This is a genomic window from Polaromonas sp. Polasp52 (assembly GCF_059491565.1).
This window is the reverse complement of record NZ_CP168513.1, coordinates 2516417-2535420: the sequence shown is the minus strand read 5'-3', so window position 1 is coordinate 2535420 and position 19004 is coordinate 2516417. Positions and strand designations below refer to the sequence as shown.

Sequence of the window (19004 nt, the reverse complement as noted above, 5' to 3'; positions counted from 1 at the left end):
CCCGGAAAAACACCATGAAAATCGCAAAAGACACCGCCGTCACACTTAGCTACAAGGTGGCGGACGCCCAGGGCAAGCTGGTTGAACAAAGCAACGCGCCCATGGTTTACCTGCACGGCGGCTACGGCAACACCCTGCCCAAGATCGAGGAAGCGCTGGACGGCAAGGAGCCGGGCTTCCAGACCGTGCTGGCGCTGGAGCCGCAGGACGCTTTTGGCCTGCGCGACGAAAGCCTGGTGCAGACCATTCCGCGCACGCAGTTCCCGCCCGGAGTCAAGGTCGGCGGCCAGCTCGAGGGCCGCGGCGAAGACGGCCGCCGGCATGTCTTCAACGTCACCAAGATCAAGGGCGACACCGTCATGCTGGACGGCAACCACCCGCTGGCCGGCAAGGCCCTGCGCTTTACCCTCAAGGTGACCGACGTGCGCGCCGCCTCTGAAGAGGAAATCGCCCACCGCCACGTCCACGGCGAGCACGGCCACCACCACTGATATTTACAAATCGCCACTGGTCGCCGCCAGCCAACCGGCCGGCGGATGGCGGCCGGTAATATTGCCCGCGTTACCCGTAGTTACGGCTAAAAGACGGCCGTTGTCCTAAAGTGGGACTCAGCCTACACATCCCGAAGGAGCCCGACGACAGGTAGGGCGCGGGATGGCGGCTAACTTCATGGATTAACTTCGGGGGCTCCATGGTCATCAACGCGTTTCTTGTCGAGGACAAGCCGGACATACGCAATACCTTGGTGGAAGCCATGGAAGAAATCGCGCCGCTGCGCTTTGTCGGCCACGCCGATTCCGAAACCGGCGCACGACAGTGGTTAGGCTCTCACCAGGATTGGGACCTGGCCATCGTCGACCTGTTCCTCGCCGAGGGTTCGGGCTTCGGCGTGCTCAAGGACTGCCAGCACCGCAAACCCAGCCAGAAGGTCGTGGTGCTGACCAGCCACAACCAGGAGAACCTCATGATTCGTTGCCGCGAGCTGGGGGCGGATGAGATTTTTGACAAGTCGCATGATGTAGAGAAGCTGGTGAGGTTTTGCCAACGCCATGCCGACAGCCTTGACGGGGTTCTGCCCCCGACGCAGTAACAGCCGGGTCTTGCTCCAGCGGGGCGCTCCCCTCTGACTCCTGCTGGCCGGGGTTGCCCGGCGGCAACTCACTTTTCTTTGCTTCGCCAAAGAAAAGTAAGCAAAAGAAAGGCGACCCTGGTGTCTGCGTCCCTCCGCTTCGCTACGGGCAACCTGCGGTGCTCGGTTCAGGCGGGGTCTCGCTAAACTCGCTTCGCTCAAACAACGCGATCCCTGATCCGCCTGAACCTGCGCTCCTCGGCGCATACACAAGGGGTGGGGACAAAAATACCAATACCAAAAACCACAAGGACACGCCATGGCGTGTCCTTGTTTGTATTGATTTTTTCTTTGGTATTTGTCTTCTGTCCCCGCTCCCGCTTGCCCCGTCCTGGCTGGGCCGAGCAGCGCAGACGGAGGAGGGATAAGGGCTGGCGTTGTTTGAGCGAAGCGCAGCGTAGCGAGTTTAGCCAGACCCCCTCCGCAGTCGAGCAGCGCAGGTTGCCCGTAGCGCAGCGGAGGGACCCAGACTGCGGGTCGCCTTTCTTTTGCTTACTTTTCTTTGGCGAAGCAAAGAAAAGTGAGTTGCCGCCGGGCAACCCCGGCCAGCAACTCTCAGAGATGGACACGCCGTCGGAACAAACAAGAACCCCGCCGGCGCAGCCAATCCTCAATCAGCAACCGTCACAACGTTATTAACAAAGCTGATCCGGTCGCCAGCATCCGGCACCAACTGAATAGCCGGTACGTTGGCCAGCGTAATCGGATTCGCAACAGTGCCTGTCTGCCCGCGCGGCACAGTCCGCACAACCTGACTACCCGGCAGCGGCGCGCCGGTCTTGAGGTGGGCGTACATCATGTCCATCGCCTGAATGAAATACCGGTGCAGCGGCACCAGGCGCGCGCCGTACCCCGGAAATCCCAAAAAGGCGTCGAAGTGCTGGGCGTTGGTGACTTCGATGTAGGAGAGCTTGCTGGCCTGGCCTTCGACCATTTTGTTGAGGCCGAAGTAGGGCCGTGAAGTCAGTGCCACCGGCACCAGGGTGTCGGAGCGGCCGTGCACGATGAGGGCCGGCTTGCCTTGCAGGTTGGCGGTGCGCAGCACTTGTTGTATGCCTTCGCGCACGCGCAGGCCTGCGGGGCTGTTGCCGGCCACCAGGGCGCGCAGGCACAGTGCGCCCTGGCTGTTGTAGTCCTGCACATTGCCGGCCGACACCGAGGCCGCGTCCAGCAGCGGGCCGCCCACGCTGAGGTTGTTGACGATGCTGACGCCGGCCGTGGGCGGCACGCCGTTGCCGGTGCCGAAGGAGGTCGCCAGTGCGGCGGGGGAAACCGGCACCGGCACATTCGGTGTGGGTGCGGTGGCCGGGGCCGTGGCGGCAAAGCTGTAGCCGCACAGGTTGTCCTGCACGCCGAAACGGCCATAGGCATTGGCATAGGTCAGCGCCACCGGCAAGGTGGCAAATGAATAGTGCGAGGCCTGCAGGTCGTTGCTTTCGGGTTGCCAGCCCGCGGCCTGCAGCACCGCCATGGCGCCTGCCGCCTGCTCGGCCGGAGTGTTGCCGTTGACAAGGCCCTGGGCCTTGAGCGCCGCGCAGCGGTTCGCGGCAATCGCCGGGTTGATGGTGTTAAACACATTGGTCGCGGGCGAGAGCAGCGCGGCGCAGGGCTGCAGCAGATTGGCCAGCGTGGTGTAGTCGTACAGCGGCCGGCCGGTGCCGGCCAGCGTGGTGTTGCCGCGCCGCACGCTGAGCCGGCTGTCGGGCACCAGCTGCACCTGCGGCTCGCCGACCGCCACGCCGCTGATCAGCCCGCGCGTGTCGAGCTCGGCCGCGGCCAGCGCCGCGCCCGCGCCGTTGGACACGCTGGAGGCGATCACGATGGTGTTGGCCGGTGTCAGCGTGCGCAGGCGCGACACGCCGTCGCGCGCCGGCGCGCCATAACGTTCGTTGAGCACATAGTAGGCAAACTCCACCGCCTGCAAGGTGAAGCGGCCCCAGTCTTTTTCGGAGTTCTGCTGCGAATGCGCATGCTTGACGGCAAAACGGTTGGGCGTGGCCGCGTTAAAGGCCGTGCGCTCGGCCGGGCTGATGGCGGCCGTGAAGTTGGACGTGATGCCGGCCGCCACCGCATCGGCGCGCAGGCCGTTCTGCAAATGCACGGTGTTGTTTTGCAGGTCGTGCATGCCGCTGCCAGTGCCCTTGTCGGTATAGGCCACGGCGCAGCCGTTCTTCAAACCCCATTCGCCGGATGAGCCTATCGCGCCGTAAACGCCGCGCGAGCCGCTGGAGGTGCCGGTCACGATGCAGGCGCTGGCCGGGTTAAAGCTGGCCGGTACCTGCACCATCATGGTCACGTTGTGGCGGCCGCTGCCGTCGTCCGAGTAGGCGATGTATTCGGTGCCGGGGATCTTGCCCTCGCCGGTGGTGACGACGCCGCGCGCATCCACATTCGGGCCGTAGAGCGTGCCGTAACCGCCGGCCGGCGAGATGTCGAGAATCGCGCGGTAGTTGTTGTAAATCGCGATGCGGCGCAGCTCGGCCGGCGTCGGCTTCAGCGGGTCCGCCGGCTGCGGCGCCGCGCCGCCCAGCCCGGTCTTGCCCAGGCCCGCGGTCAGCAGGTCGTCGTTACCGCCGTCGTACACACCGACGCTGATGGGGCCCAGAAAGGCCGGCTTGGTGTTCTTGGGTTCGCCCGCGCCGCTGCCGCAGCCGGCCAGCAAGGCGGCCGCCGTGAGCAGGCCCAGGCCTGTGGTGATGGTGTTTTGCATCTCGTCCTCCGTGGTGTTGTCCGGCTGCTGCCGCGACCATCATCATCGGGTCAAGCGCGCCTGGCTGCGCGCTTTTGGCGGATTCATTTGTAAGGGTTTTGCCTCTGGGCTTTTGTGCGGCCGTCGGCCCTCACCCTAACCCTCTCCCAGAGGGAGCGGGGACTTACTCCCTCTCCCTCTGGGAGAGGGCAGGGGTGAGGGCCAGCGGCCGCCGAATCCCTACTTCGCGTCGCTGTACACCGTAGCCCGCGACACCCCCATGTGCGCGGCCGCGATCTCCGCGCCGCGGCGTATCTCCAGGTAGCCGGCCTTCTTCAAGTCCTGCACCAGCTGCTTGCGGTCCGCCGGCCGCAGCGAGCGCGCGGTCGTCGCGCGCGCGGCGGCGAAGTCGTCTATGCACTGCTGGATGCGGTCGGCGTTCGCCGCGTCCAGGGTCTCGGTCACGGCGCTGCTTTCAATCGCGGTGAACTGGCCCATCGCGGCCTGGAAGCCGTTGAACAGGGTCAGGTCCACATTGAGGCAGATGGCGGCCACATAGTCGCCTTCCTCATTGCGTATGCCCACCGAGGTGCTTTTGACCTTGCGGCCGTCGGCGAACTGGTTGGCGTAGTTGGCGATCACCGCGGGGTAGTCCGGGTCCTGGATGCGCGCAAGGCCCAGCTCGGTCGCGGGCTGGCCCACGCGCCGGCCGCTTAAATTGTTTTCAATCGCGAGGATGGCGTTTTTGGGATGCGTGAGGTCGTGCACCACCACCTCGCAAAAGGGCGCAAAAGTCTTGCCCAGGCCTTCGGCGATGTTTTTCAGCTCGGCGAGCAGGTGCTTGTTGCTGGGCTTGCTGGCGGGCTGGGGGGGCTTGGCGGGTGCTTTGGGCATGGCGGTGGTTTTCAGAATTCAGACAAATTGTCTGGTGGCCCATCGTATCCGAGTGTGTGGATTTGGAGGCCGCTGGCCCCCACCCCAGCCCTCCCCCAGCGGGGGAGGGAGTGAGAGCAGATGTTTGACTATTTGTCTAGTACTAGATATATTATCCAGAAACTGGACTTTGTTTCAAGCACCTGAAAGCCCCCATGCAAGCCCACTACCTAGACCCCCGCACCGGCAAACACTATCCGCTGAGCGACCGCCGCTGGCGCTCCGACGCCGGCAACCCCCTGATGCTGAGCGCGCTGCCCGGCATCAGCCGCGACGAGATCGACACACGCGAGCGCTCGCTCTGGCGCTACCGCGCGGCCCTGCCGCTGCCAATCGACAGCCGCGCCAGCATGGGCGAAGGCTGCACGCCCCTGGTCGAAAAATCCTGGGGCGGGCTCTCGCCGCTGTTCAAGCTCGAATGGTTCAACCCCACCAGCAGTTTTAAAGACCGCGGTGCCAGCGTGATGGTGTCCTTCCTCAAGCAGCTGGGCATAGCCCACATCCTCGAAGACAGCTCGGGCAACGGCGGTGCGGCGATTGCGGCCGCGGGCGCGGCGGCCGGCATCCAAGTCAAGATACTCGCGCCCAGCTACACGCCGCTACCGAAGGTCGCGCAGATACGCGCTTTTGGCGCCGAGGTGCAGCTGGTCGAAGGCCCGCGCGAGGAATCCGAATACGAGGCGATACGCCAGTCGGACAACATCTTCTACGCCAGCCACAACTGGCATCCCTTCTTTTTGCAGGGCACCAAGTCCATCGCCTATGAACTCTGGGAAGACCTGGGCTTCAAGGCGCCCGACAACATCATCATCCCGGCGGGTGCCGGCAGCAATGTGCTGGGCTGCCACATTGGCTTCAGCGAGCTGCTGGCTTCGGGCCAGATCAAGAAGCTGCCCAAACTCTTCGCGGCCCAGCCGCTCAACTGTTCGCCCATAGACGCGAGCTTCAAGGCCGGCAACGACGGCCCCGTGGAGCGCGCCGTCAAACCCACGATCGCCGAAGGCACGGCCATCAAGCGGCCCATACGCCTGCCGGAACTGCTCCAGGCGATACGCGAATCGGGCGGCGGCACCGTGGCCCTGACAGAAGCGCAGATCGCCGCGGCCGTGCGCCGCCTGGCCGGCATGGGCCTGTATGCCGAGCCCACCAGTTCCTCGGCCGCCGCGGCGCTGGAAGTGTTGCAGGCCTCGGGTGCGATCAAGGCGAGTGAAAGCACGGTGGTGCTGCTGACCGGCACGGGACTCAAGTCCACGCAGTTCATGACGGAGCTGTTTGGCGGCTAGTGTTCCTCTTCTTTCCCTCCCCCGCTGGGGGAGGGTAGGGTGGGGGCCAGTACGGCCTTCAAACAGGCGCGGCGCAACATCACCCGCCGCCGGCCCCCATCCCAACCTTCCCCCAGCGGGGGAAGGCGTAAAAACCCCGCCCTCCCAAGCCCCAATTCCCGCATAATTTCCCTGTCTACTAAAGGACTACAAACGCCGGCATGGGCCCCACCCGCGCGGCAATGACAACACCATTTCCTTGGAGGGAAAGAACCATGATGAGTTTGGGATTGAAGGCGCTCGTCGCCAGGCTGGCGCTGGGCATGTTTGTGCTGTTCGCGGGCGGCCAGGCCATGGCCGCGGGCTCGCTGGCCATCGATTCGCTGCAGGGCGAAAAATACGGCTTCTCGTTTAACCACCCCAGCACCGACCAGGCCGACGCGCGCGCCATGCGCGAATGCGGCAGCGACTGCGCCGTCGTGCTGCGCTTTGGCGGCGGCCAATGCGGCGCCTATGCCGCCGACCAGGCCAAGGGCTCCAACGCCTATGGCTGGGGCACGGCCGCCAACAGTTCCAACGCCCAGGCTCGCGCCATGTCTGAATGCCGCGAAAGAGGCGGCTCCAGCTGCAAGGTGCGCTCCTGGGGCTGCGATGCCACCAAGACCTCGGTCGAAGCAGCGCCCACTCCCCAAGTCAGCAGCAACAGCAATAACAACAACAGCAGCAAACCGGCCGCCGGCGGCTTCGCCATGCTGGGCGAATGGCTGGTGGACTACGTCTCGCCCACCGGCTACACCGCCAACGGCAGCCTGCGCGTGACCCAGAGCACGGGCAACAACAGCTACCGCGGCGTACTGGTGCTGGCTTTTGTCAACACCGAAGGCATCGCCAAACGCGTGCAGCAGGATGCGTCTATTACCGTGCAAGGCAACACCGTGATCGTCAACGGCAGCAACCCGGTTTACCTGCAGGGCACGGGCGTCTACAACGCCGACAACTACACCCTGACCATAGGCAGCAACAACCTGCTGCGGGGCAATAACTCCGACGCCAAGGGCGTGGGTGGCGCGGTGGTCATCAGTCGGAAGTAGGCGTTTAAGCACAGTCCCCGTTTCACTCCCTCCCCCGCTGGGGGAGGGTAGGGTGGCCTTCAAACAGGCGCGGCGAAACATCAAGCGCCCCAGGCCCCCATCCCAGCCTTCCCCCAGCGGGGGAAGGAGCGAAGCAGCAGCGATATAGTGACAGCCACCCCAAAGGAATCCGCCATGCTGTTGTTGACCGAAGTCTCCTGGCTGCTGTTTATCCTCACCTCGCTGGTCGTGATCATCACGCCCGGGCAGGACATGGTCCTCGTCATGTCACGCTCCGTTGCGCAGGGCTCCGCGGCCGGCGTGGCCACCGCCGCCGGTGTCAGCGTCGGCCTTATAGGCCACACCGTGCTGGCCACCCTGGGCCTGGGCGCGATCTTGCGCACGTCCGAATGGCTGTTTGTCGCGCTCAAACTCGTGGGCGCCGCTTACCTGATCTACATCGGCATAGGCCTGCTGCGCAGCAAGGACAGCACGCTGCAGGTCGAAGGCGCGGCCCCGCGCTCCATGGGCCGGCTGTTCCTGGACGGCGCGCTGTCCAATGTCTCCAACCCCAAGGTCGCAGTCTTTTATTTCGCCTTTTTGCCGCAGTTCGTCATGCCCGGCGCCAGCCACCCCACACTCGCCGTCTTTGCGCTGGGCCTGAGTTTTGCCATCCTGACCTTTGTCGTCAAAGGCCCGGTCGGCTACGGCGCCGGCAGGCTCTCGGGCTGGCTGCGCAGCCGGCCCGCGGTGCTCAAGTGGGTGTACCGCAGCAGCGGCGCCATCCTGGTCGGGCTGGGACTCAAGCTGGCGTTTGAGCGCCGGCCTTAATCAAGCGTCTTTCCCCCTCTCTCCCAGGGGAAGACGGAAAAACACCGCCGTCCGCCTTCTCCTACACCTGCGCGGATTTCCCGCCGATAGGCCGCAGCACCGGTGCCCGCCACGCTATCAGGGGCAGGCACGGGGCCGGCCGCAAGGGCCGCCCGGCAGGCAAGCGCCCCCGCAACATCCATCACCAGGAGAGAACAACATGACCATACTCTGGACCATTCTTATCGGCTTTCTGATCGGCCTTGTCGCCAAGTTCCTGATGCCAGGCCGCGACCCCGGCGGCTTCATCATCACCGTGCTCATCGGTATTGCCGGCTCCTTCATCGCCACCTATGTAGGCGCGGCCATGGGCTGGTACCAGAACGGCGAGACGGCAGGCTTTATCGCCGGCGTGCTGGGCGCCATCGTGCTGCTGCTGGTTTACCGAATGGTGGTGGCCAGGAAGTAGCCCGCACGACAGCCCGCACGCGCAGTCCGGGCGTGCGGGGCCTGTCCCTGCGCCTCCCCGGTCTGGCGCCCTCTTCCTCCGGGAAAGGGCCAGGGTGGGGGCAGGCGGCCGCCAAACGGGCGCGGCGATTTGCGAAAAAAGTCTTAAAAATTCCGGCGCGCCCCCCGCAACAAACCGCCGCAACAACCAGCAAACGCAAACGCGCTTTTGCCCCTCTTGAAATTCGCCGCCGAATTCCTAATTCCTCCATCCGGGCGCCGAGCCGCCGGTCCGGCGCCATTCATGACCATGTTCAACCTGAATGGAGGTAATCGCCATGTTTCGATCCCTGTTTCCCTACGACATGTTCGGGGAGATGGACCGCCTGCAACGCGAGATTCAGCAGGCGCTTGAGCTGTCTCCCAACATACGCGGCTTCGGCCGCGGCGGCTTTCCCGCCCTCAACATAGGCGGCACGCCGCAGACGGTGGAGGTCTATGCCTTCGCCCCCGGCGTAGACCCCAAAACCCTGGAGATTGACCTGGAGCGCGGCATGCTCACCATCGCCGGCGAGCGCAAGTCCGAGCTGCCCCAGGCCCAGGCCGGCGCGCAGTCCACGCTGCACATCAACGAGCGTTTTGCCGGCAGCTTCCGCCGCGTGATCAGCCTGCCCGAGGATGCCGACCCCGACGCCGTCGAGGCCAGCTTCAAGGACGGCCTGGTCCATATCAGCATCCAGCGCCGCGCGGCCGCACAGCCGCGCCGCATCACCATCCACTAACGGGCACATTGATTGGCAAAGAAAGGAGGCCAAACATGTTCGGCAACAAATCCACCCAAAGCACCGGTAACACCACCAACCCCGCCAGCAACGGCTACGGCAACGCAGCCCTGCAGAACGGCGACACGTCCAACGAACTCGCGCGGCAGTCGCAGCAGCGTGGCCGGCAGCCGGCGCGTTATGCCAATGCCACGCTCACGCCACCCGTCGACGTGGTCGAGGACAGCACAGGCATCACCCTGTATGCCGACCTACCCGGCGTGCCCAAGGAGAACCTCAAGCTGCAGGTCGAGGCCGACACCCTGACCATTGAGGCCGACTCCGCCCTGGCCGCGCCCGAAGGCCTGCAGTCCAGCCACACCGAGGTGGGCCTGGGACGTTTTCACCGCGTCTTCAGCCTCAGCAAGGAGCTGGACACCGAGAACGTGACGGCCGAACTCGCCCAGGGCGTGCTCAAGCTGCGCATCCCCAAGGCCGCGCACGCGCAGCCGCGGCGGATTAACGTCAAGGTGGCTTGAGCGGAAAGAACGGGCCGGGGCGCTCGCCCTGTCCCCTCTCCCCTGACTGACTCCCTCCCCCACTGGGGGAGGGTTGGGGTGGGGGCCAGCGGCCTTTAAGCAGACGCAGCGAAACACCAGCCGCCACCAGCCCCCCTCCCCACCTTCCCCCAGCGAGCGAAGGAGTTCTCCAACTAAGGCTTCTTGGCCCCAGGCTCAGCCAACGGGTCCGCATGCCTGTGCACCAGCTTCCAGGCATCGCCCTCCAGCCGAAACACTTCAGTCACCCGCAGCGTCATCGGAATCGCCTCAGGCTTGCCCTTCATATGGGCCTGCGCTTTTTGATACCCCGTCCAGTAGGCGACGGTGTCACCCGCCGCCATGTCCAGGATTTCAAACTCCGTGGTGCTGCCCGGCTCAAACAGCTGGGCATCGTGCTCATAACGCGACCACACCGCGTCCGCGCCCTGCACGGTACCGCCGCCCGGCCCCATAAAGGTGGCCGGCGATGCATGCGCGACCACACGCGCAAGCGGCGCGGCATTGCCGCTGACATACGCGCTCGCGGCATGCTGGCGCGCCTTCATAAAGGACTGGAAGTCCTGGTGCTGGCTCATGGCTTGTCCCCTTAAAAGGAGCAAGGTAAGCCGAGGGCGCGGGGCGTGGCGTAGGACAAGGGAGGAGGGGGAAAGCGGAGAAGTCGCACCACGCGAGCGGTTTGGTGAATATTCACGCGCGAAATAACTATCTGGATCGCAAAAGCACCATGGCCACGACACAGCTTCGGGTTCATGATGCTTGTCACAAAGTGTTAGGGGCGTATTGGGCCTGTCTCTCATGTCGCATCCAAGAGAAACTGCTATGAGATTCAGCCTCCAACCTTCGACGACCATGTCCTTTTTTAGAGACAGTCGTAACTCCGATTCCCATACGACATCAAACCAGGAGGGGGCCATATGAACGGAACCATGAAGATCAGGATCTGGGATGTACAGCATGGCGCATGTGCCATGCTTTTACACAGTAACTCTTCGAAGCTTGCAATGATCGATTCCGGTCACAACAATGATGAGGATTGGTATCCCAGCAAACACATCAAAGATGTCCTCAAGCGCACTGAGCTTGACTACCTTTTCATAACGAACGCTGACCACGATCACATGAGTGACCTAGATGGACTGTGGAAAGCAAATGTCAATGTCAAAGCCCTAATTCGTAATGGAAAAATTAGTGCTGCAGATCTTCGAGCGATCAAACAAAAGTCAGCTGGCAATGCCAAACTTTCTGACGACATCGAGCGATTCTTGAGTATTCACGAGACGTACACCCATCCAATAGCTGCCCCTTTTGATTCGAATATGGGAGGCATCACGTTCACTTCGTTCAGCAATAGCTATCCCGCATTCCAAAACACCAACGATCTGAGTCTTGCCGTGTTTTTTGAGTACGGTAATTTCAAGATACTTTTTCCGGGCGATCTAGAGCGAGCGGGATGGCTTTCCCTCCTCAAGGACCCCAAGTTCGTCGCGAAATTGGCGGGTACCAATGTGCTCGTAGCGTCACACCATGGGCGAGAGAGTGGGTACTGCAAAGAAATATTTGACCACTTTAAGCCGCATTGCGTGGTCTTTTCGGATAAGCAGATTGATCACGAGACGCAGAAGGGAATGAGCCAGACATACAAAAATCACTGCGGCGGAGTAAAGCTGACAGACGGTACCACTCGCTACGTACTAACAACACGAGACGACGGGTGGATTCACTTCGATGTGGCTCAAAATTTCACGGTCCGCACAGAGGTAATTAGTGGCTAATACTGGAAAGTCGCTAAAGGCACAAAACTTGCCGTGGATCTGCGCAGCTCTTGCCCTTGATATTGCACTGTTAGTAGCCACGGTCTGTCTGGAGTATCTTGGCGAATGGCCAACGAAGGCCATGGCTGCGCGATTCGCGCTTACAACTTTCTTGCCGATAGTTGCACTACTCTTGATCGCCATCATTCCCGTTGAATTAAAGGACACTTTGACTTATTGGCGAGTCACTGAAGTTCTTCCGGGTCATAGAGCATTCACGGTGTATGGGCCGAAAGACAGCAGAATTGACATGGTTGCCTTAGAAAAAATTGTCGGCCCACTACCGAATAAACCTAAAGAACAGAACACTTTTTGGTATGCGCTCTACAAAAAAGTGGGTAGCGAGGTGTCAGTAGTAGAAAGTCACAAGCTGTCATTACTCTTTCGTGAGCTAGCCGCGCTTTCTTTTTCGCTCTTAGTCATGGTCCCAATTGGGCTGTACTTTGTTTTCTCGCAAGCGGCGATTCCAGCTTTTATACTGTTTTTTATTCAGTACCTGCTGTGCGCTCTTGCCGGTAGAAACTCGGGAATTCGCTTCGTCACGAATGTGCTCGTGCTTCACTCTTCAACAGATCCAAAGAAGTCAACCGTGAAGAGGACCTCGAAAGCAAAAAGTCCCACAGTCTAATCAGGGCTGTCATCGCAGCAGAATCCATAACCCCGCAAAAACCACCGCCACCAGCGAAAGTATCGATAAGACAGCGACGAAGAGACTGGCGCCCACGGGATGCTTGTCCATGGTCGTAATCAGCTTAGATGGACTGGGTAAGTGGTCGAACTTGATATTCATGATCTCTTCCGTAAAGCGATGGATTCTTTTGCGGAAAGCTTACGCCAGGTTTCAAATTTCGCGCGGGATAAGGCTGTGGATAACCGGGGGAAATAGGGTGCAAAACCCTCCTAAAATTTCGGCTTGCTTCAGGGTTTTCCTATGAAACCTCGGGAGTTAGCGTTCTGCACACCAGAATCTGTGGATAAATTCACCACGGCCAATCTTCGACAGTCCGAGATGTCGTGCTTGATGTCGTCGACTTCACGAAACGACAATCAACGCAACGCTCCTTGAATTCGTCAATAGAGTTGCGCAGGACGTACTCATCGCACGGGTCATGCGGCCAGTCAACTCACCTTCAATCTTTCCATGCCCCACGCCGTCTCCCGCCTGCGCACAGCCCGCCTGGCGCGTGCCTCCAAGCCTTTTTTAGCCCGTGGCGGGCCGCGTAACGTCCGTTGTGCCGGTTGCCGGCTGGTGCCCAGCCACTGCATGTGTGCCTTGCGGCCGGTGACGCCGCATGTCAATGCCGGTGTGTGCCTGGTGATGGCGGATATCGAGGCGCTCAAGCCCAGCAACACGGGCTGGCTGATTGCCGATGTGGTGGCCGATACGTTTGCCTTTGGCTGGGCACGCACCGAGGTGGAGCCTGGCTTGCTGGCTTTGCTGGCGGACCCGCAGTGGCAACCGTATCTGGTCTTCCCCGGCGAGTTTGTGGCGGCGGAGCGGGTGGTGACGGAGTTGCCGGCCATCATCGCGCCAGCCGATAACAACAATAGTCACCAAGCCAAGCGCCCGCTGTTTGTGCTGCTGGACGCGACCTGGCCCGAGGCGCGAAAAATGTTTCGCAAAAGCCCTTACCTCAACCATTTGCCGGTGCTCAGTTTGCAGAGCGAGCAGCTTTCGCGCTACAAGCTCAGGCGCTCGCAGAAGGATGAACATTTCTGCACCTCGGAAGTGGCGGCTTTGTGTTTTGCGCTGGCCGGTGAGGCGCGGGTGGCCGAGACGCTGGAGGCTTACCTGGACGTGTTCACGAATCACTATTTAAAAGCCAAGCAGCAGCAGCCTTTGGATCTGGAAGACGCGGCGCACCGGCGTTTAAGTGGGCTGCGGTTACCTCCCGCAGGTACGTCCTGATGTGCAGCCCCCTGACCCTGCTGCATGCCTTGGCCATCATCGGGTTGGTGGGTGCCTTCATCGGTGGGGCGCTGCGCGAGGGAAAGCTGGCATCCCATTTGCGGCAAAAGCATCCCGAGGTGTGGGCGGACCTGGCCCAGCGCAAGCTCTGGTTTGTGGAGGGTGACATGCAGAGCGCTGCCATGCAGCAGTACTTGTGGCGTGGTGAGCATAAGAAGCTCCAGGATGCAGAGCTCGACTCCATGGTTCTTACAGGCTGGCTATGGGCTGCGCTTTTTCTCGGCAGCGCGGTGGCCTTGATGTTTGTTCAAGCCCAGATATCCACGGACACCTACCGCGCCTGCTTTGGCCTTCTCTAGGCAAACACAACTGCCATACATTGACTGACCCAACTTCACCAGACTGCCCATGCACCCACGCCTTCAGCTTCTGAACACCACGCTTGCCACTTTCACCCTCTGCCTGCTGCCGCTGGCCGCCGCGCAGGCGCTGACCGAGGCCGAGAAGCCCTATGTGGGCGGCTACACCCAGGGCTCGGTGGATTCGCGGACGCAGCTGATGCTGCTGGACGACAACACCTTTTGTTTTGCTTTTATGGGCGGCTCGCTGGACATGCTGGCCGGCGGGCGCTGGAAGGCCGAGGGCCATGGTGTACGCCTGGAGGAAGTGCGGCAAATCGGCTCCGTCTTCCCCGCCTTTGGCCGCGCGGCGGCTGAGCAGAAGGCGAGCGTGGCGTTTGACTTTCATGGCAGCTCGCTTTCTGACGCGACGTCACCGGTGTTTGCCACCTCGGGCGACGAAGCGCTGCCCACCACGATGCGCCCGCTGTTCAACGCCGACCACAACGGCTGGTCTTCAAGCTACAAGCTGCCGCCCATGCCGGCGGCGCAGGTGCGCTACTTTTATATGGGCGACGTGGAAGGTGATGACATGCGCCAACCCAAGCGGCTGCGCGTGGTGCAGTACCGGCGTGGCGATGTGAACATGCTGCGCGTGGGCTACAACCGGGCGTTTGGCAGCCCGCCGCTGGACTTGCGCGCCACACTGAAAGACGACGAGGTGCTGCATGTGGACGGCCGCCGCTTTGGCGTGCGCAAGGAACTGCCGGAAAAAGCGCTGCAAAGGATTCGCACCGCCTGCATACAGCCAGCGCTGGCCGAGGCCAAACGCCCCAGCGATGAAGAAGCCGCAGAGATAGCGGCCGGGCGCGCGACATCCGTGAAACCGCCGCCGTTGGTGCCGGTGAAAACGTTTTATCTGCCACTGACGGCGATACAGGGCGCGCCTTACTTTCCCGGCACGGACAAGTAAACAAGCGATCGGCCAGGCTGCTTGCCTGGCTTTTTTTTGCGCGTGGCCCCATTCATCGCTTGCGCCCGCGCACCGCGCCGGGATTGCCGGCCCATGCGCCCAGAAAGTACATCGAAAAAAGCGGCAAGGCGGGCGGGGCGCAGGGCTCGCGCTTGAGCGGGCGCGGGCTTTCTGCACCGGCAAGGGATGCGGGTTTCGCGGCCGGGGAAGCTGCGGAAGAGGCGGCGTCAGGGCGGGCTTGGCGTTTTGTCATGCTGGTGTGTCCGGTTTCAAAAAAAGGAAAGGGAAAGCAAAGGCGCTGATGGTGGGCGCTGGCTGTCGCCGGGATGTCGCGATGCGTGTTTCGCGGCCGCGACATCTCCGCGACAGCGGGGCGGCACAGTGCGTGCAGCCCGGCGGTCCGCCGGCGGCCTTTTTCCAGAAACCGTCCAGGAGGAGTTCCCTATGAAGCGCAGATCTGCTGTCGTTGTTCCCGCCGCTGTGGTGTTGCTGTCGGCATTGACGGGCACTACGGGCGTTTATGCGCAGCCCAGGCCCGAGCCCGGGGACTCACCCTGGGGCCTGGGGCTGGGGGTGGCGGCCAGGACCGACATTTATGCCGGGGAAAGTGCCAAACTTCGGGCGGTGCCGCTGGTCAGCTACCAGGGCGAGAAGTTCTTCTGGCGCGGGATCAGCGGGGGTTACCACCTGCTCAGCCGCGACGGTTTCACATTCGATGCCACCCTGGGCGCCCGGCTGGGCGGCATCAAGAAAGAGGATTTCGGCGTGGCCGAGCTCGCGGCCCGGGGCATCAACCGCAGCCTGCTGGAAGACCGCGACAACGGCCTGGACCTGGGGATTGCCGGGTCTTTCAAAGGCACGATGGGCGTGGTGGAGCTGGCGCTGAAGGCCGATGTGTCGGGCGCGAGCAAGGGTTACGAGGCCTCGGCCAAGTATGGCTATCCGCTGCAGTGGGGACCGGCCACGGTCACGCCCCACGTCGCGGTCAGCCATTACTCCAGCAAGCTGGCCAACTACTACTACGGCACGCTGGACGCGGAAGTGGCGCGGGGTGTGGTGAACTACAAGCCGGGCAGCGCGGTGATTCCGCGTGTCGGGGTGGACGTGACGCGGCCCTTCGCGGACAAGTGGATTCTGGCGGGCGGCCTGTCTTACAGCGCGCTGCCGGGCAAGATCCGCAACAGCCCCTTGGTGGACAGGGACGCCAAGGGCGTAACCTCCGTGTTTGTCGGCGTTTCCCGAAAATTCTGAAGCCGGCGGATGTCGGACCGATAGGGAACCGAGATGAAGGACCGAGATGGAGATGATTGAAGGCCCGCTCAGCATCCTGATCGTCGAGGACAACGCGCCCATGGCGGCGAACATCTACGACTACCTGGAGGCCTGCGGCCACAAGCCCGACGCCGCGCCCGACGGCAAGTCGGGCCTGGGCATGGTGCAGGCGAACCACTACGACGCGATCGTGCTGGACTGGATGATGCCGCGCATGGACGGCCTGGCCATGCTCACGCAGCTGCGGGACCAACTCAAGTCGAGGACGCCGGTGATCATGCTGACGGCGAAAGACCAGCTGGACAGCAAGCTGCAGGGCTTTGCGGCCGGGGCCGACGACTACCTTGTCAAGCCGGTCGCGCTGCCTGAACTGGAAATGCGGCTGCGGGTGCTGGTGACGCGCAGCCATGCGGCGCAGGCCCCGGGGCAGGTGCTGCAAGCCGGTGACCTGCGCTTTAACCTGCAGTCGCTGGTGATCACCCGGGGAGACCGCGAGCTGTCGCTGTCACCGATACGGCGGCAGATACTGGAGGTCTTGATGCGCCGCTCGCCGCACATCGTGAGCCGCGAACACCTGGAAGCGCAGATCTGGGGCGAGCGGACCCTGGACAAGGACATCCTGAGGTCGCACATGCACTTGCTGCGAAAGGAAGTCGATGGCGAGGGGGACCGCAAAATCCTGCACACGGTGTTCGGGCAGGGCTACAGCATACGGGTGCAGGATGGCGAATAAAACACGCATGTTCGACTTGCACTGGCGCATCAGCGCGCTGTTTGTCGCGTTCGGGGTGTTGCTGGCTGTGGGCGTCACCGTCTCGGTGGGCTTCGGCCAGGTGATGATCACGCACCCGGTGTGGGAGCAGATACTGCGCTCGACCACTGAGCATTACATTGCCGGCAGCAAGGGCACGCAGCCCGTGTCTTTGCCGACACAGGGCGCCTACAGGGGATGGCACGTCAGGAACGGCACGGCATTGCCTGCCGACATGCCGGCCTACCTGGCCACGCTGCCCGCCGGGTTCTACAGCGAAGAGGACCTGGACCGGTTTGACGAGCACGACTACGCGGCCCTGGTGACGCCGGTCGCGGACGGCCGCGTGGTCACCGTCATCGACATGACCGACATCGAGCAGCTGCAGAACAAGGTCGGCATAGGCGGCCTGGTCTTTGTGCTGGTCAACCTGGCGCTGGTGGGCGCGACGCTGCTGTGGCTTCACGGCAGCCTGCGCAAGCCGGCCAGGGCGCTGGCGCAGCGCATGGAGGCCCTGGACCCGGAGCAGCCCTCGCAGCGGCTGTCGGTCGACTACCCGCAGGCGGAGCTGCACGACATCGCGGTGCAAGTCAATCGCCACCTGGAAAGGGTGGAGCGCTTTATCGAGCGGGAACGCAGCCTGCTGGACCAGGCCAGCCATGAGTTCCGCACCCCGGTCGCGGTGATCAGCGGCGCGGTGGACGTGCTGGCCAGGCAAACGCTGCCCGCGCAGGCGAAAGGCCCGCTGGAGCGGATTCGCGGCACGGTCGACAACCTGACCGAAACCATGGGCGCCCTGCTGTACCTGTCGCGCGAGCCGGACGGCAACGCGAGGATGGAAACCACCCGGGTCGACCTGATTTTGCAGGAGCTGATGCAGGACCATGAACACCTGCTGGCCTTCAAGCCCGCGCGCTTTGTGCTGGTGGAGTGCGCGAGCCTTTCGGTCAACGCGCCGGAAGCGATGGTCAGGATCGTCATTGCCAACCTTCTGCGGAACGCGGCCGAGAACACCCAGAAGGGGGACGTCACGGTCAGCCTCACGCCGCAAAGGCTGCGGGTGAGCGACTCCGGGGAGGGCTTTGACGCGGTGGAGGCCGCGCGCAGCTACAGCGTGGCCTTGCAGACGTCCATGAAGCCCGGCGGCGGCCGGGGGTTGGGGCTGTTTTTGACGAAGCGGATCTGCGAGCGCTTCAAATGGTCGCTCGCGATTTCGTCGGCGGTGGCCAAAGGCTCGGTGGTGGAGATCCGCTTCTAGCCGCTTCTAGTTTCTAACTTCAGACATTCACCAAGCCCAGAAACGACGCCGGGTAGCGCAAACCGGCGGCGGCATCAGGCGGGAAAGCCTTGTCCAGCTCGGCCAGTTCGGCGCCACTCAGCTTCACATCGAGCGCGGCAATGTTCTGGTCCAGATAAGTGCGGCGCTTGGTGCCGGGAATCGGGATGATGTCTTCGCCCTGGGCCAGCACCCAGGCCAGCGCGATTTGCGAAGCGGTCACGCCCTTGGCGGCGGCCAGGCTTTTGACGGCGTCGACCAGCGCGAGGTTGCGCTTGAAGTTTTCTTCGGCAAAGCGCGGCGAGAACTTGCGGCGGTAGTCGTCGGCGGGCAGGTCTTCAGGTTTGCTGAAGGCGCCCGTCAAAAAGCCGCGGCCCAGCGGCGAGTAGGCGACAAAGGCCACGCCGTTTTCACGGCAGGCGGCCAGGGTGCCTGTGGCTTCGGGGTCGCGTGTCCACAGCGAGTACTCGCTTTGCAGCGCGGCAATCGGGTGGACCTTGCAGGCGCGCGTGAGGGTGGCGGCCGAGGCTTCCGACAAGCCCAGGTAACGCACCTTGCCGGCCTTCACCAGCTCGGCCATGGCGCCTACCGTGTCTTCAATCGGCACGGTTTTGTCGACGCGGTGCTGGTAATACAGGTCTATCTGCTCAATGCCGAGGCGCTTGAGGCTGGCCTCGCAGGCGGCTTTGACATATTCGGGCCGGCCGTTGACACCGCGCACGGCATCATTGGCCGGGTCGCGGGTGATGCCGAATTTTGTGGCGATGAACACGTCCTTGCGCCGGCCGGCGATGGCCTTGCCTATCAGTAGCTCGTTGGTGTGCGGGCCGTAGATGTCGGAGGTGTCGAGGAAGTTGAGGCCTTTGTCCAGCGCATGGTGAAGGGTGGCGATGGATTCGGTGTCGTCGCGGTTCGCATAAAACTCGCTCATGCCCATGCAGCCCAGGCCGATGGCGGAGACTTGCGGGCCGTTTCGGCCCAGGGTACGGGTTTTGATCATGGTGTGTGTCCTT

22 protein-coding genes are annotated in these 19004 nt (G+C 62.7%); 16 read left to right on the top strand and 6 right to left on the bottom strand.

The window, feature by feature from the left end:
• Positions 1-14 precede the first annotated feature (14 nt).
• Positions 15-491: an FKBP-type peptidyl-prolyl cis-trans isomerase gene (locus ACEN9P_RS11925; protein ID WP_413326419.1), complete on the top strand. Its 477-nt coding sequence runs from the start codon at positions 15-17 to the stop codon at positions 489-491.
• A 200-nt stretch (positions 492-691) separates the two neighbouring features.
• A complete protein-coding gene (locus tag ACEN9P_RS11920; RefSeq protein ID WP_477664826.1) occupies positions 692-1090 on the top strand; it encodes a response regulator in 399 nt (132 codons plus the stop codon).
• Positions 1091-1739: 649 nt separating this feature from the next.
• Here the strand turns inward: ACEN9P_RS11920 and ACEN9P_RS11915 are convergent.
• Together ACEN9P_RS11915 and ACEN9P_RS11910 are read right to left on the bottom strand one after the other, a co-directional pair.
• A complete protein-coding gene (locus ACEN9P_RS11915) occupies positions 1740-3839 on the bottom strand; it encodes a D-(-)-3-hydroxybutyrate oligomer hydrolase (RefSeq protein ID WP_495622073.1) in 2100 nt (699 codons plus the stop codon).
• Positions 3840-4058: 219 nt separating this feature from the next.
• The gene (locus ACEN9P_RS11910) at positions 4059-4712 is read right to left on the bottom strand and encodes a helix-turn-helix transcriptional regulator (protein ID WP_477715821.1); all 654 of its coding nucleotides are present in this window, start codon (positions 4710-4712) and stop codon (positions 4059-4061) included.
• A 194-nt stretch (positions 4713-4906) separates the two neighbouring features.
• Between ACEN9P_RS11910 and ACEN9P_RS11905 the strand changes: the two genes are divergently transcribed.
• The 6 genes from ACEN9P_RS11905 to ACEN9P_RS11880 all read left to right on the top strand — a co-directional run bounded on the left by ACEN9P_RS11905 (position 4907) and on the right by ACEN9P_RS11880 (position 9640).
• Complete coding sequence (locus ACEN9P_RS11905; RefSeq protein ID WP_495622072.1) at positions 4907-6034, top strand: threonine synthase; 1128 nt, start codon at positions 4907-4909, stop codon at positions 6032-6034.
• A gap of 254 nt (positions 6035-6288) precedes the next feature.
• Positions 6289-7104 carry a DUF4189 domain-containing protein gene (locus ACEN9P_RS11900; RefSeq protein ID WP_495622071.1) on the top strand — a complete coding sequence of 272 codons (816 nt, stop codon included), beginning with the start codon at positions 6289-6291 and terminating at the stop codon, positions 7102-7104.
• A 183-nt stretch (positions 7105-7287) separates the two neighbouring features.
• Positions 7288-7914 (top strand): LysE family translocator, encoded by a 627-nt coding sequence (locus ACEN9P_RS11895; RefSeq protein WP_495622169.1) that lies wholly within the window; start codon positions 7288-7290, stop codon positions 7912-7914.
• A gap of 199 nt (positions 7915-8113) precedes the next feature.
• Complete coding sequence (locus ACEN9P_RS11890) at positions 8114-8362, top strand: GlsB/YeaQ/YmgE family stress response membrane protein (protein WP_477662274.1); 249 nt, start codon at positions 8114-8116, stop codon at positions 8360-8362.
• 316 nt (positions 8363-8678) lie between these two features.
• A complete protein-coding gene (locus tag ACEN9P_RS11885) occupies positions 8679-9122 on the top strand; it encodes an Hsp20/alpha crystallin family protein (protein WP_074580293.1) in 444 nt (147 codons plus the stop codon).
• Positions 9123-9157: 35 nt separating this feature from the next.
• On the top strand, positions 9158-9640 hold the full coding sequence (locus tag ACEN9P_RS11880; RefSeq protein ID WP_495622070.1) for an Hsp20/alpha crystallin family protein: 483 nt from the start codon (positions 9158-9160) through the stop codon (positions 9638-9640).
• A gap of 173 nt (positions 9641-9813) precedes the next feature.
• Here ACEN9P_RS11880 and ACEN9P_RS11875 read toward each other — a convergent pair whose 3' ends face one another.
• Entirely contained in the window at positions 9814-10236 is a 423-nt protein-coding gene (locus ACEN9P_RS11875) for a YybH family protein (RefSeq protein ID WP_495622069.1), read from the bottom strand.
• 339 nt (positions 10237-10575) lie between these two features.
• Here ACEN9P_RS11875 and ACEN9P_RS11870 point away from each other — a divergent pair, with 339 nt between their 5' ends.
• The gene (locus ACEN9P_RS11870) at positions 10576-11433 is read left to right on the top strand and encodes a ComEC/Rec2 family competence protein (protein WP_495622068.1); all 858 of its coding nucleotides are present in this window, start codon (positions 10576-10578) and stop codon (positions 11431-11433) included.
• Complete coding sequence (locus tag ACEN9P_RS11865) at positions 11426-12100, top strand: hypothetical protein (protein ID WP_495622067.1); 675 nt, start codon at positions 11426-11428, stop codon at positions 12098-12100. Before ACEN9P_RS11870 ends, ACEN9P_RS11865 begins: the two co-directional genes overlap by 8 nt.
• A gap of 9 nt (positions 12101-12109) precedes the next feature.
• Here ACEN9P_RS11865 and ACEN9P_RS11860 read toward each other — a convergent pair whose 3' ends face one another.
• Positions 12110-12262, bottom strand: a complete 153-nt coding sequence (locus tag ACEN9P_RS11860; protein WP_495622066.1) for a hypothetical protein — start codon at positions 12260-12262, stop codon at positions 12110-12112.
• A 351-nt stretch (positions 12263-12613) separates the two neighbouring features.
• Between ACEN9P_RS11860 and ACEN9P_RS11855 the strand changes: the two genes are divergently transcribed.
• From ACEN9P_RS11855 to ACEN9P_RS11845, 3 genes are read left to right on the top strand one after another with little or no spacing between them, the layout of a single operon-like run.
• On the top strand, positions 12614-13381 hold the full coding sequence (locus tag ACEN9P_RS11855) for a tRNA-uridine aminocarboxypropyltransferase (protein ID WP_495622065.1): 768 nt from the start codon (positions 12614-12616) through the stop codon (positions 13379-13381).
• Complete coding sequence (locus tag ACEN9P_RS11850; RefSeq protein WP_495622064.1) at positions 13381-13740, top strand: hypothetical protein; 360 nt, start codon at positions 13381-13383, stop codon at positions 13738-13740. The genes ACEN9P_RS11855 and ACEN9P_RS11850 overlap by 1 nt, the downstream gene beginning before the upstream one ends.
• A 49-nt stretch (positions 13741-13789) precedes the next feature.
• Positions 13790-14692, top strand: a complete 903-nt coding sequence (locus ACEN9P_RS11845; RefSeq protein ID WP_495622063.1) for a hypothetical protein — start codon at positions 13790-13792, stop codon at positions 14690-14692.
• 52 nt (positions 14693-14744) lie between these two features.
• Here ACEN9P_RS11845 and ACEN9P_RS11840 read toward each other — a convergent pair whose 3' ends face one another.
• On the bottom strand, positions 14745-14945 hold the full coding sequence (locus tag ACEN9P_RS11840) for a hypothetical protein (protein ID WP_495622062.1): 201 nt from the start codon (positions 14943-14945) through the stop codon (positions 14745-14747).
• Positions 14946-15136: 191 nt separating this feature from the next.
• On the opposite strand from ACEN9P_RS11840, the gene ACEN9P_RS11835 reads away from it, so the two are divergent.
• Genes ACEN9P_RS11835 through ACEN9P_RS11825 form a run of 3 tightly spaced genes read left to right on the top strand, consistent with a single transcriptional unit; the run spans position 15137 to position 17973 of the window.
• The gene (locus ACEN9P_RS11835; protein ID WP_495622061.1) at positions 15137-15943 is read left to right on the top strand and encodes a MipA/OmpV family protein; all 807 of its coding nucleotides are present in this window, start codon (positions 15137-15139) and stop codon (positions 15941-15943) included.
• 46 nt (positions 15944-15989) lie between these two features.
• The gene (locus ACEN9P_RS11830) at positions 15990-16697 is read left to right on the top strand and encodes a response regulator transcription factor (protein ID WP_477662263.1); all 708 of its coding nucleotides are present in this window, start codon (positions 15990-15992) and stop codon (positions 16695-16697) included.
• A 7-nt stretch (positions 16698-16704) separates the two neighbouring features.
• Positions 16705-17973: a sensor histidine kinase gene (locus ACEN9P_RS11825; RefSeq protein WP_495622060.1), complete on the top strand. Its 1269-nt coding sequence runs from the start codon at positions 16705-16707 to the stop codon at positions 17971-17973.
• 19 nt (positions 17974-17992) lie between these two features.
• Here ACEN9P_RS11825 and ACEN9P_RS11820 read toward each other — a convergent pair whose 3' ends face one another.
• On the bottom strand, positions 17993-18991 hold the full coding sequence (locus tag ACEN9P_RS11820) for an aldo/keto reductase (protein WP_495622059.1): 999 nt from the start codon (positions 18989-18991) through the stop codon (positions 17993-17995).
• Positions 18992-19004 lie beyond the last annotated feature (13 nt).

Excerpts from the sequence above, each read along its gene's own strand:
- ACEN9P_RS11920 (WP_477664826.1), top strand. The coding sequence starts at position 692 with ATGGTCATCAACGCGTTTCTTGTCGAGGACAAGCCGGACATACGCAAT.
- ACEN9P_RS11915 (WP_495622073.1), bottom strand. The coding sequence starts at position 3,839 with ATGCAAAACACCATCACCACAGGCCTGGGCCTGCTCACGGCGGCCGCC.
- ACEN9P_RS11850 (WP_495622064.1), top strand. The coding sequence starts at position 13,381 with ATGTGCAGCCCCCTGACCCTGCTGCATGCCTTGGCCATCATCGGGTTG.
- ACEN9P_RS11885 (WP_074580293.1), top strand. The coding sequence starts at position 8,679 with ATGTTTCGATCCCTGTTTCCCTACGACATGTTCGGGGAGATGGACCGC.
- ACEN9P_RS11910 (WP_477715821.1), bottom strand. The coding sequence starts at position 4,712 with ATGCCCAAAGCACCCGCCAAGCCCCCCCAGCCCGCCAGCAAGCCCAGC.
- ACEN9P_RS11820 (WP_495622059.1), bottom strand. The coding sequence starts at position 18,991 with ATGATCAAAACCCGTACCCTGGGCCGAAACGGCCCGCAAGTCTCCGCC.
- ACEN9P_RS11890 (WP_477662274.1), top strand. The coding sequence starts at position 8,114 with ATGACCATACTCTGGACCATTCTTATCGGCTTTCTGATCGGCCTTGTC.
- ACEN9P_RS11925 (WP_413326419.1), top strand. The coding sequence starts at position 15 with ATGAAAATCGCAAAAGACACCGCCGTCACACTTAGCTACAAGGTGGCG.
- ACEN9P_RS11870 (WP_495622068.1), top strand. The coding sequence starts at position 10,576 with ATGAACGGAACCATGAAGATCAGGATCTGGGATGTACAGCATGGCGCA.
- ACEN9P_RS11900 (WP_495622071.1), top strand. The coding sequence starts at position 6,289 with ATGATGAGTTTGGGATTGAAGGCGCTCGTCGCCAGGCTGGCGCTGGGC.
- ACEN9P_RS11855 (WP_495622065.1), top strand. The coding sequence starts at position 12,614 with ATGCCCCACGCCGTCTCCCGCCTGCGCACAGCCCGCCTGGCGCGTGCC.
- ACEN9P_RS11830 (WP_477662263.1), top strand. The coding sequence starts at position 15,990 with ATGGAGATGATTGAAGGCCCGCTCAGCATCCTGATCGTCGAGGACAAC.
- ACEN9P_RS11840 (WP_495622062.1), bottom strand. The coding sequence starts at position 14,945 with ATGACAAAACGCCAAGCCCGCCCTGACGCCGCCTCTTCCGCAGCTTCC.
- ACEN9P_RS11860 (WP_495622066.1), bottom strand. The coding sequence starts at position 12,262 with ATGAATATCAAGTTCGACCACTTACCCAGTCCATCTAAGCTGATTACG.
- ACEN9P_RS11880 (WP_495622070.1), top strand. The coding sequence starts at position 9,158 with ATGTTCGGCAACAAATCCACCCAAAGCACCGGTAACACCACCAACCCC.
- ACEN9P_RS11875 (WP_495622069.1), bottom strand. The coding sequence starts at position 10,236 with ATGAGCCAGCACCAGGACTTCCAGTCCTTTATGAAGGCGCGCCAGCAT.
- ACEN9P_RS11845 (WP_495622063.1), top strand. The coding sequence starts at position 13,790 with ATGCACCCACGCCTTCAGCTTCTGAACACCACGCTTGCCACTTTCACC.
- ACEN9P_RS11905 (WP_495622072.1), top strand. The coding sequence starts at position 4,907 with ATGCAAGCCCACTACCTAGACCCCCGCACCGGCAAACACTATCCGCTG.
- ACEN9P_RS11835 (WP_495622061.1), top strand. The coding sequence starts at position 15,137 with ATGAAGCGCAGATCTGCTGTCGTTGTTCCCGCCGCTGTGGTGTTGCTG.
- ACEN9P_RS11825 (WP_495622060.1), top strand. The coding sequence starts at position 16,705 with ATGTTCGACTTGCACTGGCGCATCAGCGCGCTGTTTGTCGCGTTCGGG.